Annotated in this window: 12 protein-coding genes and 1 pseudogene; 2 read left to right on the top strand and 11 right to left on the bottom strand. The window is 33.8% G+C overall.

Annotated features, from left to right (window positions below; translation table 11 throughout):
* Positions 1 to 371: 371 nt before the first annotated feature.
* The 5 genes and pseudogenes from eutH to CN514_RS15520 all read right to left on the bottom strand — a co-directional run bounded on the left by eutH (position 372) and on the right by CN514_RS15520 (position 3776).
* The gene (gene eutH, locus CN514_RS15510; RefSeq protein ID WP_098233364.1) at positions 372 to 1445 is read right to left on the bottom strand and encodes an ethanolamine utilization protein EutH; all 1074 of its coding nucleotides are present in this window, start codon (positions 1443 to 1445) and stop codon (positions 372 to 374) included.
* Positions 1446 to 1640: 195 nt separating this feature from the next.
* Positions 1641 to 2000, bottom strand: a complete 360-nt coding sequence (locus tag CN514_RS27010; protein WP_483295017.1) for an AAA-type ATPase lid domain-containing protein — start codon at positions 1998 to 2000, stop codon at positions 1641 to 1643.
* Positions 1986 to 2247, bottom strand: a pseudogene (locus CN514_RS27015) (sigma 54-interacting transcriptional regulator); the annotation flags it as partial. The pseudogene CN514_RS27015 and the gene CN514_RS27010, both read right to left, overlap by 15 nt.
* Before the next feature lie 23 nt (positions 2248 to 2270).
* Positions 2271 to 2735 carry a sigma 54-interacting transcriptional regulator gene (locus CN514_RS26590; protein ID WP_286141712.1) on the bottom strand — a complete coding sequence of 155 codons (465 nt, stop codon included), beginning with the start codon at positions 2733 to 2735 and terminating at the stop codon, positions 2271 to 2273.
* 147 nt (positions 2736 to 2882) lie between these two features.
* The gene (locus CN514_RS15520) at positions 2883 to 3776 is read right to left on the bottom strand and encodes an AraC family transcriptional regulator (RefSeq protein ID WP_098233365.1); all 894 of its coding nucleotides are present in this window, start codon (positions 3774 to 3776) and stop codon (positions 2883 to 2885) included.
* 126 nt (positions 3777 to 3902) lie between these two features.
* On the opposite strand from CN514_RS15520, the gene CN514_RS15525 reads away from it, so the two are divergent.
* Positions 3903 to 4847: an EamA family transporter gene (locus tag CN514_RS15525; RefSeq protein WP_098233366.1), complete on the top strand. Its 945-nt coding sequence runs from the start codon at positions 3903 to 3905 to the stop codon at positions 4845 to 4847.
* Positions 4848 to 5081: 234 nt separating this feature from the next.
* Here the strand turns inward: CN514_RS15525 and CN514_RS25780 are convergent, their stop codons facing one another.
* The gene (locus CN514_RS25780; RefSeq protein WP_176522509.1) at positions 5082 to 5255 is read right to left on the bottom strand and encodes a hypothetical protein; all 174 of its coding nucleotides are present in this window, start codon (positions 5253 to 5255) and stop codon (positions 5082 to 5084) included.
* A gap of 246 nt (positions 5256 to 5501) precedes the next feature.
* Here CN514_RS25780 and CN514_RS15530 point away from each other — a divergent pair, with 246 nt between their 5' ends.
* Entirely contained in the window at positions 5502 to 6023 is a 522-nt protein-coding gene (locus CN514_RS15530) for a hypothetical protein (RefSeq protein ID WP_098233367.1), read from the top strand.
* 349 nt (positions 6024 to 6372) lie between these two features.
* Here the strand turns inward: CN514_RS15530 and ctaF are convergent, their stop codons facing one another.
* From ctaF to cyoE, 5 genes are all read right to left on the bottom strand, one after another.
* On the bottom strand, positions 6373 to 6711 hold the full coding sequence (ctaF, locus tag CN514_RS15535; protein ID WP_098233368.1) for a cytochrome c oxidase subunit IVB: 339 nt from the start codon (positions 6709 to 6711) through the stop codon (positions 6373 to 6375).
* A 4-nt stretch (positions 6712 to 6715) separates the two neighbouring features.
* Entirely contained in the window at positions 6716 to 7339 is a 624-nt protein-coding gene (locus CN514_RS15540) for a cytochrome (ubi)quinol oxidase subunit III (protein WP_069035564.1), read from the bottom strand.
* Positions 7339 to 9195, bottom strand: a complete 1857-nt coding sequence (ctaD, locus tag CN514_RS15545; RefSeq protein ID WP_098233369.1) for a cytochrome c oxidase subunit I — start codon at positions 9193 to 9195, stop codon at positions 7339 to 7341. Before ctaD ends, CN514_RS15540 begins: the two co-directional genes overlap by 1 nt.
* 32 nt (positions 9196 to 9227) lie before the next feature.
* Positions 9228 to 10268: a cytochrome c oxidase subunit II gene (gene coxB / locus CN514_RS15550; RefSeq protein WP_098233370.1), complete on the bottom strand. Its 1041-nt coding sequence runs from the start codon at positions 10266 to 10268 to the stop codon at positions 9228 to 9230.
* A gap of 95 nt (positions 10269 to 10363) precedes the next feature.
* Complete coding sequence (cyoE, locus tag CN514_RS15555; RefSeq protein WP_098233371.1) at positions 10364 to 11317, bottom strand: heme o synthase; 954 nt, start codon at positions 11315 to 11317, stop codon at positions 10364 to 10366.
* Positions 11318 to 11663 lie beyond the last annotated feature (346 nt).

Raw genomic sequence — 11663 nt, forward strand, 5'->3', positions numbered from 1 at the left:
CAAAAAAAGTCTGCAATAAATCCTCAAATAGCCTTTACTTAGAGTAACCTAACAGTTGTTTATTAATATGTTTTTAGGTTGATTAATATCGAACATTAAAAAACTAAACTAATCAATTGAATTTGTTTTTAACAAAATTAGCTCATAATTTTTTAACTTCTGAAAAACTATTGGAATCATGAAATTACTCAAACATATTAACATTTAAAACCATTAAAAAATCATCCAAATAAATGATAATTTCATCACTAATAAATGTTCATTTAATGTCCGTTTTCCCTATTGACCACATTATATCAACACTCTGATCATGCTTTTCCCAAATGAGGCAAGCCTTTAAAATTCCAATCTACATTTCTATTATTCATTATTCATTTTGCCACATGTTTTGTCACTAGCAAAGCCAATGCAGCAGCCAATAACCCAGCGGTCAGTTTACCGACTATTAGTGGAATGACAAAATTCTTCTCCACACCTGCTACAAATCCTAAGTGACTGCCAAAAACAAATGCTCCGCTTACGGCAAATGCGGTATTTATGACTTTTCCACGGTCATCCATCTCATGCATTGTTGCAAACATTGGAATGTGATGGGCGAACGAGGCAATGAATCCACCTAATGCTTGTTGATTCATACCTAGCTTATTTCCGAGTAATGCAAAAGGCTTCTGTAATACTTTTACTAGCACAAAAACAAACGGAAACGCACCGGCAAGTATGATCGTTATTTTTCCAACTGTTACAAAACCTTCCGAAATCGGCATCATACCTGGAATTATAACGATACCTGTTAAAGTCTTAATTATGATTGAGACAAGACCAATGATAATAACGATTTCAATTCCTTTCCCAAACCATTTAAAACCACAAATCATCACTGATTGAGCAAAAAGCATTCCAATGCCAATCAATACAGAAATTAGAATAGAAGGAACTAAATTTTTCAGCATCCATATAAAACCAAATCCTGCAACAAATCCTCCCGCTAAACATCCAAATGGAATAGTCATTAGCCCAATTAAAATACCTTTAGCAAAAAAGGGATGATCATTTTTATGAACGATGCTTAAAGCAACCGGAATGGTAAATACAATAGTTGGCCCCATCATGGTTCCTAAAAATACCCAAGAAAAAAAAGCAGCATCACTCGATTGAGCCATTTCATTTGCTAATGAGTATCCACCCATATCAAGAGCTAAAAACGCGGATGAAAACATCGATGGATCTGCTCCAAGAAATTGGTAGACAGGGGATACAAACGGTGTTAACCATTTTGCTAATACGGGTGATAGTGAGATCATGCCAACCATTGAAAGAGCAAGTGGTCCCATGGATTGGAAGGCTTCCTTAAATTTTTCTCCGAGTCCATACCGATTACCAATCAGATAATCGATTGCCCCTAGGACCATAAATCCCGTCATGATATATAAGATAATTTCATTCATATCGAATACTCCCCCATTCAAAAGACCAGGTCATCCTTTAAAAAATGCATTAAATGACCTGTTTAATATTTTTTATATATTTAATTGTTTCTGAGAATAGAACATGTTCATATCCATTCACTTTTACTAGAATATCACCTTCAATCCGGCAGCTATCCCATCTTGGAATACCACTTTTTCACCTGATTGAATTCCTTAATCATTTAGATCATCTTGCAAGGAGTCATCATACCCAGTCGATAACAATGTAGATTGTATCAACTTTGGTGGTAAAGCTCCTATAGATATTGTTCCTTCTACAGACAGTAATACTAATCGTTCAATAACATTTCTCATCTCTCTCACATTTCCAGGCCAATCGTATTGTAATAAGGCGGAAGTTACCTGAGGGTCAACAATTTTAATTGTTCGATGATATTGTAATGAAAACTCATAGATAAATTGATGAAGGAGCTCCATTACGTCTTCTTTTCGTTCTTTCAATGGGGGAATCGTAATAGATAAAATGTTAAGACGATAATAAAGGTCTTCTCGAAAAGTATTAGCTTCAACCATTGCTTCTAAATCCTTATTTGTAGCAGCAATGATTCTGCACTCCGCTGTTAGCTGTACCACCAACGCGGTAATACGTTTTATCTTGCAAAACTCTAAGTAATTTCACTTGCATATCCAACGGTAAATCACCAATTTCATCCATAAAAAGTGTTCCTCCGTGCGCCAACTCTAGTTTTCCTTTTTTACCTTTTACATCTGCACCAGAAAATGCTCCTTTTTCATAGCCAAAAAATTCACTCTCAAACAATGACGGTGTAATCGCACCACAGTTTAAGCAATAAATGGAGAAGATGTTCCACGATAAAAATGTATAGCTTTTGCAAAGACTTCTTTCCCAACCCCTGTTTCACCAAGTAATAAAATATTCGCACTCGTTTCAGACATTTTCCTTGATAACGAAACTGTTTCTTTCATCAATTGACTCGAACCTTTAATTTGTTGAAAAGAATCGTGTGACAATTCCAGTCTTGAAACCTCGTTCTGCAATTGAAGAATTTTGGAGGAAGCATTCATAAGTTCTTGAGTCATTATCACTTGACTCGTAATGTCAGTTTCAGTCGCAACTGCACCCACAATTCGATCATTGTTGAAGATTGGGCTGCTATTAATCAAGACAAAGAGATCCTCACGTGGTTTATGATGCTTATCACGAAAGGATTGACCTGTCTCCATTGTAACTTTATAGGAAGAAGATGTTTCATAATAATACCACCACCTATTTGTATCTTTTTTCATAGACTCTATCATTACGTCGAGTTCATATCATGATTAGGATCTTGTGAATTCTAACACACCATTTTACATCCCTGCTAATTACATAAGTAAATAACTATAATTAAACAACTTAGATTCTTCAATTAAAAGATACTTTGGTGTTTTACTTCATAGGATTTCTGAAATTTTTTGTTTTTTGTAAGCTAATGGTGTCAAGTTCATCAACTTTCGGAATTTATCAATAAAGTAGCTAGTGCTATTAAATCCAACTTGATAGGCAACATCAGTGACATTCGACTCACGTTGTTGTAGTAATATTAAACTTTTTTGTATTCGATAATCGGTTACATAGTTTAATGGAGTTGTTTTTAAAATACGATTGAAATATCGACAACACTCAGATCGACTTAATTGACCCGCTCTTGCAATGTCTTCTAATAGTATTTTCTCGTAATAATGTAAGTGGATCCAATTTAACATTTGCTTCATTCGGTTACTTTTAACAACTACCGACTGTTCATACTCTAATTCAATCCCATTCATAATTAAATTCTTCCAAATTAATGTGAGATGTAAGCTGACGTCGATTTCATAGAATGGTGAATTTTGTTTGATCATCTCATTGATTTTCAAAATATAGCTTAAAATGCTATTAGCCCATAGCTCCTTTGGATCTAAGAATAAAAAGGGTATATTAGTCGCCTGATAATATGGCTTTACAAAGGTTGTATAAAGTTCTTGAGACAAAACGAAACTTGGAGAAACATTTAAACAAATATAGGCACATTCAGAATCGTTCCGATCTTTTGCCATATGCAGACAGCCACTATTTATAAAAAGCCCTTCCCCTTCTTGAACAAAAATATTTTCTTCATTTATTTGAAAAATTGCTTCTCCTTTAACAATGTGAACAAACTGAAATTCATCATGCCAATGAAGTGGTATATAACTATTTATGTTTTGCTTAATCGTTGTTTCGTAACATGCAATTGGCAAAACAACAGTTTGATGTTTAGTTAATTCTTTTAAACTTTCGTCAACCATAAAATTTTTAATTTGCATATCCCCATAACCACCTCAATATCCTTACATTTTTCCATTCGATTTGAGTATTAATTTACTGTTTTCCCACTTATCATTTAACATATTATAACACTATTTTTATATTTGAAGGTGGCGACTAAAATCATGTATAGACGAAAGGGAATATTTCTTGTTATCACAGGGGCAGTATTTTGGGGGATTGGTGGTACTGTCGCAAAAAAACTTTTTCAACAGTATCAAATCGATGTAGATTGGCTGGTTACGGTCCGTTTGCTTATAGCTGGATTATTACTCTTAGCCATTCAATATTTTAAAAAAGAGCGTTCTCAGATCCTAGGGGTTTGGAAAAATGGAAGGATCGCAATTCAACTAATTATCTTCGGGGTATTGGGGATGCTAGCGGTTCAATACACATATATGGCCTCAATTGAACATGGAAACGCTGCTGTTGCAACATTATTACAGTATTTAGCCCCTGTAATGATTATCCTATATTTAATTATCCGTAAACAAAACGCTCTAACACGAAAAGATTTATTAACTGTTTCTCTAGCATTAATTGGAAGTTTTTTCTTATTAACTAACGGCTCAATCTCGCAATTATCTGTGCCAGCACTTGCAATCGCTTGGGGTGTATTATCTGGAGTATCTTTAGCATTTTATACTTTATTTGCTGTACCATTACTTAAGCAGTACGACTCACTTGTCATTGTCGGATGGGCTATGATAATCGGTGGCTTCGTATTGAGTTTTATCCATCCTCCTTGGCAAATGAACTATAAAAACTTAACGCTAGTAGCGATTTTATACTTAGGCTTCATTATCATATTCGGTACAATGATCGCATTTTGGTTCTATATAGAAAGCTTACAAAGTCTTCCACCTAAAGAATCAAGTCTGCTAGGAAGTGTTGAACCATTAGCTGCTGTCTTAACTACAATCTTTTGGTTAAAAGAACCTTTTGGTTTTTTCCAATGGCTTGGTACAGCCTGTATCATTGGAATGATATTATTATTGGCTTTGAATAAAGAGTCTTCTTCAAAAACTAGCCAACCTCCCAATAATAAAGAACCGCTTAGAGTTAGTTGAATTGCTTTTTGAAATGTGAAATAGGAGCTGATTAATTAATCAGCTCCTAATTTTTGAATGAAAGTATTGCGTTAATTGCTTAAGGATGAATATGATATCCATTAACGCATGCGCATGTTATGTATCTATATTTATTCATAAATATCTTTGTTGAAATGGAAATAATACAGTGTATTTTTCCTTGCCTTTGTTTTGTAGCTTACACGCCTTTTTCACGGTCAACGATTTCTTAAGTTATTGATATCGGTTTCCTAAATATCTTTTCCTGTACGTTTTACCTTGATCAGGAATATCCATGAAACCTTGTGCACCCCAAATTACATGCTCTGTTAATTTATCAATACTACCAGTAAGCTCAACTTTTTCTTCCATTTCAATATCTTCATCTTTAGGAATTTCCATATCCATCCTTGAATCATCCCTTCCATTTTACTGTGCAACTCTAACCGAATTCGTACTCATGCTAAAATTATTTCGGCTTTATAGTTTTCTTCCACTGAACTTTCTTATACCAAAAAACATGTCCATAGTTGAAGATTCTTGATACACCCCCAAAGAAAACAACAATGAAAATTAGTATTCTCTTTAAGTATTTCTTTAGTAATTTTGGGGATAATTTATAAGTCTAAAGAATTTTACTAGGAGGAAATATGATTGATTTACTACAATAGGTTTGGTACAAAAAGAGACTTAACAGTAAGTGAAGGCGATCGTGTAGAAATTATTAAAAGAAGTGACATTTATTGTATTAATGAGGAAGAACCTATTTATCATTCTGGGACGATAACGAAAATTGATTATGAAGATTTAAATAGATCTCCAGAAAAAGAAGCTGTTGGTATTTGGGTAAAATTTGATAAAGATAACGTATTTAATGAAGGCGAAGAAGAACTTGTTGCATTAGCTGAGATAGAAGAATTGTTTAAGAAAATATATGACATAGTTGGTTATGCTATGGTAAATGAAGGTGTTACGTTGAGCATTACAGGAGAAGGTATTGGAAAAATCATTAACTTTGATTACCAAGATGGAAGTTTATTTCCTGTTTCAATCCAAGATGGTAATGGAGTAGAAAAAGGAACTATTACTCAGGCTGATGAAGAATTAATTCAAGAACTCAAGCGTTATGGTACACCTCAAAAATACTTTCATTATGTGCTTTCTCAATCTAAATAAGTTCTCCTTACTGGCAACATTAATAATCTTCAATTGTGGTTATTAAGGGCAAATTTACAAAACTATAAAAAATATACATTATTTAACATTTCCAAGGGATAACATAAGGTTTTGAATTCAAAAAAGGCTCATTCGTAATTAGCCTTTTTTTCTATTCAATAGAACTCAATGCGTTAGTTGCATTACAAATCAAAAGTTGGCATTATATCAATACCAACCGAAACCAAGTATGCCATTATCCAATTTCTGTTTCTTATTGAACGAAACAGCAAGTATGTCCCACAAAATAGCAACAATCTACATAAACGAACAAAAAAAGGAAGTGAATTAAATTCACTTCCTTTTCACATCATAACCAGATTAATGTTAAGAATGTTAATAGTGTAATTACAGCAACTGTAACTCCTGAATATAGGAAGAAAGCTGGTGTGCTGTGACCTTTATTTTTCATATGCATGAAGTAATAAAGTTGGAACACTAGTTGAATTACAGCAAGTAATAAAATAAATGGTACTGTAAAGTATGGATCCATTTTATCTCTGTATAATACTGCTGCGAAAGATGCAAGTGTTAAAATGATCATTAATGCAAATGAAATTAATTGTTGTTTCATTTCTTCTGCATGTTTACGTCTGTGATACTTTATTTCAACTTGATTTCTTTGATGAGAGTTTGTATTTGTACCCATTTTCTTATCCCACCATTCCCATTAAGTATACTACTGTAAAGATGAAGATCCATACTACGTCGATGAAATGCCAGTATAAACTTGCAATATAAAACTTCGGAGCGTTGTATAAATTTAAACCTCTTCCACCATTTCGAAGCATTAAAGTAGTGATCCATAGTAAACCAACAAATACGTGGGCACCATGAGTACCTACTAATGTATAGAACGAAGAACCAAATGCACTACTTTTAATTGTAAAATGATATTCGTGCATATAGTGTCTAAATTCGTAAATTTCTAATAATAAAAATCCTAGACCTAATAAAACTGTAATTCCTAACCATAACATCATCTTTTTGTGTTCAAAGTTTTTCATGTGGTACATTGCATAAACACTTGTAAGAGAAGATGTTAAAAGTAACATTGTAGCAATGAATACTAATTTTGGTTCGAACATTTCTGCAGCACTTGCTCCACCAGCAGTAGAGTTTCTTAATGCTAAGAAAGTACCAAATAATGATGCGAATAATACAGTTTCTCCACCAAGAAATAGCCAGAATGCTAAGAACTTATTTTTACCTTCTTCTGTCGCTTTTTCAGGGTTATGAGGAAACGTTTCAGCTGTAAATTTTTGATTCATTTCCATTATGCCTCAACCCCCTCATCAGCTATATCTTCTTTATGGATATGGAATCCATGATCATCAATCCAAGAACGTAAGAACATTGAACCGAATGTAATAAATAAGCCAAGAATTAATACACCAACTGCAGTGTGGTTCTTAAGTTGGTCATTATACATTGCCCCAAATGCTGCAATAAATAAGCCCACTGACATAACAAATGGTAAAATAGATGAGTTTGGCATATGAATATCACCTAGTGGTTCAGCAGGTGTCATTTTGCCGTCTCCTTCCATTTTTTCTACCCATAGAGCGTCTAATCCACGTACATATGGAATTTGAGCAAAGTTATATTCTGGTGCAGGAGAAGGAATTGACCACTCAAGTGTACGACCTACACCCCATGCATCTCCAGCAGCTTTCTTACCTTTGATTGCTGTATAAACTACATTGATTAACATAACGATTGTAGCTAGACCCATGAACATTGCTCCGATTGAGCTGATCATGTTTCCAGTATCTAAGCCTTGTCCAGGTAAATATGTAAAGTAACGACGAGGCATACCCATTAAACCTAAGAAATGTTGAATAAAGAATGTTAAATGGAAACCTATAAAGAATAAAAAGAATGTAATTTTACCTAATGTTTCATTTAAGATTTTACCAAACATTTTTGGCCACCAGTAATGTGCACCGGCAAATAGACCAAATACTACCCCACCTACGATTACGTAGTGGAAGTGAGCTACTACGAAATAACTATCATGGAATTGATAGTCAGCAGGAGCTGCAGCGTTCATAATACCAGTAACTCCACCTAGAACGAATGATGGAATAAAAGCAACTGACCAAAGCATTGGTGTTGTAAAACGAATTTGTCCGCCCCACATTGTTAATAACCAGTTAAAGATTTTAACCCCTGTAGGAACTGCAATTGCCATTGTTGCAACTGCGAAAATTGCATTTGCTACTGCACCAAGACCGTCTGTAAACATATGGTGAGCCCATACCATGAAACCTAAGAAACCAATTAAAACTGTTGCGAATACCATTGAAGAGTAACCGAATAAACGTTTCTTAGAGAATGCTGGAATGATATCAGAGAAGATACCAAATGCTGGTAATACAAGAATGTAAACCTCCGGATGTCCGAAAATCCAGAATAAATGTTCAAAGATCATTGAGTTTCCACCTAAAGATGCATCAAAGAATGCAGTTCCAAATAGGCGGTCAAACATTAATAACGCTAACCCGATTGTTAATGCCGGGAAAGCAAATAAAATAAGTGCTGATGTTACAAATACTGTCCAAGTAAATAGTGGCATACGCATGTATGTTAACCCAGGAGCACGCATGTTAATAATCGTTGCTAGGAAGTTAATACCACCTGCTAATGTACCAATACCTGAAATTTGTAGACCTAATAAGTAGAAGTCTACACCATGTGATTTACTGTGTAGAGCTAGTGTCGCATATGAAGTCCAACCTGCGTCAGGCGCTCCACCTAAGAACCAACTTAGATTTAAGAAAACTCCACCAACGAAGAATAACCAGAAACCTAAAGAATTTAAAAACGGGAAAGCTACGTCACGAGCACCAATTTGTAAAGGTACTACCGCGTTAAAAAATGCAAAGATCATCGGCATCGCCGCTAAGAAAATCATTGTTGTACCATGCATTGTTAATACTTGGTTATAAGCATCACCAACTAAAAATGTGTTGTCTGGCTTAATTAATTGTATACGAATAAATAACGCTTCCATCCCACCAACTAAGAAAAAGAATCCGCCTGCAATTAAATACAGGATGGCAATTTTCTTATGGTCGACTGTCGTTAAGTAGTCCCACAATAGTGGTTTCTTTTTCGCTACAGAACTCACAGTATTACCCCCTTTGCTTCATATCCATTAATTTATTTTGCAATTTTTAAGCTAGTTAAGTATGCAGTTAATGCATCAATCTGATCAGCTGATAAGTCACCATATTTACCTGTCATAAGGTTTCCTGGCTTCATAGCTTCCGGATTAGTTAACCATTTCTTGATGTTTGCTTCATTATTTTTAGCAATACCAGCAACCATATCACGATCACCGAAGTTAGCTAAGTTTGGAGCAAGTCGTGCAGCAGGTGGTCTTGTATCATTTGCGTCTGCAGCATGACAACCAATACAGCTTTGTTTGAAGATTTTTTCACCTTCTTGTGCATCTGCTGTTACAGCTTGACCTTTCTGATTCTTCATATCAGCTAACCACTTATCGTAGTCGGCTTGACTTACAACTTTAACTTTAAATTGCATTAATGAATGTGAAGGACCACAAAACTCTGCACAGAATCCATTATATGTACCTTCTTTATCCGCTGAAAGCCACATTTTGTTTTCGCCTTCAACGTTTGTATCAATTTTACCTGCTAATGATGGTACCCAGAATGAGTGTTTAATATCTTGACCTTTTAGGTTTAAGATAACTTTTTTACCTACTGGGATATACATGTCTTGAGAAGTAATGAATTTTTGTTTTGGATACTCAAATTCCCACCAGAAAAGATGAGCATTTACATTAATAACAATTGCATCTTTTTTCTTCTCATCTTTTGATATTTGCTTCTCATCTGAAAGCTTAAACGTTTGTGATACTGTTGGTACTGCTAAAATAATAAGTAAAATAACAGGAATAATTGTCCAAAGAAGCTCTAAGAAATGATTACCTTCTACTTGCTTTGGAATAATATTCTCTTGTCCTTTACGGTGACGATATTTCACGATTACGTAAAGGAAAAGAACTGTTACTACAGCAACAACGAATACCATGATCAACGTACTTAGCTTCATAAGATCGTATTGCATTTTTGCTACTTCACCTTGAGGATTCAGTGTAGATTGATTTGCATGTCCACATGCACTCAAAATAACTGCTATCAAGGAAATTAGCGAGACTAATCGCCAATGTTTCATAAGTATACTTCCCCCTCTTTCAATTTAAAGTGTTTCATTCTTATTTAAAAATAAGATTAAACAAACAATAAAAAAATCCCCCGTAATACCCCTAATTAAAACGAAATTGTAAACACAATCATTGACATAAATAGAAGAGTTAAATAGTTAATGGAGTATATAAACATTAGTTTAGAGAACTTTTGATCATCCTTTTGTTTATAACAATATAATCCTAAAATAACCCATCCAATATTCAATATTGTTGCAAAAATAATAAATGGTAAACCTAGAGCTTGCATGTAAAATGGCAGTGGTAATAAACATAATACCCAAATCATCACTTGACGTTTCGTCATTTCAAATCCGTAAACCACTGGTAGCATTGGAATTCCCGCTCTTTTGTATTCTTCAGAACGTCTCATCGCAAGTGCTAAGAAATGAGGTGGTTGCCATATAAACATGATTAAAAACAGCATCCAAGCAATTGGATGCAAATTCGCATCGATTGCTGCCCATCCAATTAATGGGGGTGCTGCACCAGATATACTACCTACTACTGTGTTTAACGTGTAATTACGTTTCGTCCAAAGAGTGTATAGTACGATATATGTAAATGCACCAATAAATGCATATACAACAGCCATTAAGGTTGTGAAAGCCATAAATGTAAAGCCCACAATTAATAAAAGAATACCAATCGAAATTGTAACGCTTGGTTTAATATTACCGGTTACAGTTGGTCTGTTTTTCGTTCTCTCCATATACGGATCAATATCACGATCAATATAGTTATTGATTACACATGATCCTGCAATAATAAGTGATGAACCAATTACAGTAATAATTGCTTTTGGTAAAGAATCTAATATATCTAATCCATTTATTTGGATTGCTAACCAGATACCTGTAAAAGTTGTCAGTATATTAGAGTTTACAATCCCTATTTTCATTAAAGAAAGTAAATCTTTCTTTAGTGAACTAGAAGGATGATTAGTTTCTTCGTTATTAGAAACATTATTAGCTAATTGTTCCAAGTCAATCCTCCTCTTTTTTTTACAAAACTTCATTTTTCATACCCATTTTTTAATGGTTCATAATGAGTTTTTAATTTAGACATACTTCTATTAAACTAAATTGAATGAAATTTTTGTGATAAATATATGAACAAATTGTGTACGTTTCAAAAAAATTTTAACGTAAACAGTCTATCTTTTCAATACTAAATACTATTTAATTATAAAATTAATTATTTCTATATTTTTAAAATGAATACATTCAAAGTTAAGAAAAAACAAATATTATGTCTAAATATGAAGGTTACCTTTGAATTTTGTGTCGTAATCTTATATGATATAGAAGTATTATTTACAGAATAATTTTTTTAATAATTAAATTTTAAAATTATTATTATTT

It is taken from the genome of Bacillus sp. AFS001701, assembly GCF_002559405.1.
GTDB lineage: Bacteria > Bacillota > Bacilli > Bacillales > Bacillaceae_G > Gottfriedia.

What these genes read in the sequence shown, in the direction of transcription:
- eutH (WP_098233364.1), bottom strand. Translation starts at nt 1,445, where the DNA reads ATGAATGAAATTATCTTATATATCATGACGGGATTTATGGTCCTAGGG.
- CN514_RS27010 (WP_483295017.1), bottom strand. Translation starts at nt 2,000, where the DNA reads ATGGTTGAAGCTAATACTTTTCGAGAAGACCTTTATTATCGTCTTAAC.
- CN514_RS26590 (WP_286141712.1), bottom strand. Translation starts at nt 2,735, where the DNA reads ATGAAAAAAGATACAAATAGGTGGTGGTATTATTATGAAACATCTTCT.
- CN514_RS15520 (WP_098233365.1), bottom strand. Translation starts at nt 3,776, where the DNA reads ATGCAAATTAAAAATTTTATGGTTGACGAAAGTTTAAAAGAATTAACT.
- CN514_RS15525 (WP_098233366.1), top strand. Translation starts at nt 3,903, where the DNA reads ATGTATAGACGAAAGGGAATATTTCTTGTTATCACAGGGGCAGTATTT.
- CN514_RS25780 (WP_176522509.1), bottom strand. Translation starts at nt 5,255, where the DNA reads ATGGATATGGAAATTCCTAAAGATGAAGATATTGAAATGGAAGAAAAA.
- ctaF (WP_098233368.1), bottom strand. Translation starts at nt 6,711, where the DNA reads ATGGGTACAAATACAAACTCTCATCAAAGAAATCAAGTTGAAATAAAG.
- CN514_RS15540 (WP_069035564.1), bottom strand. Translation starts at nt 7,339, where the DNA reads ATGGAAATGAATCAAAAATTTACAGCTGAAACGTTTCCTCATAACCCT.
- coxB (WP_098233370.1), bottom strand. Translation starts at nt 10,268, where the DNA reads ATGAAACATTGGCGATTAGTCTCGCTAATTTCCTTGATAGCAGTTATT.
- cyoE (WP_098233371.1), bottom strand. Translation starts at nt 11,317, where the DNA reads ATGAAGTTTTGTAAAAAAAAGAGGAGGATTGACTTGGAACAATTAGCT.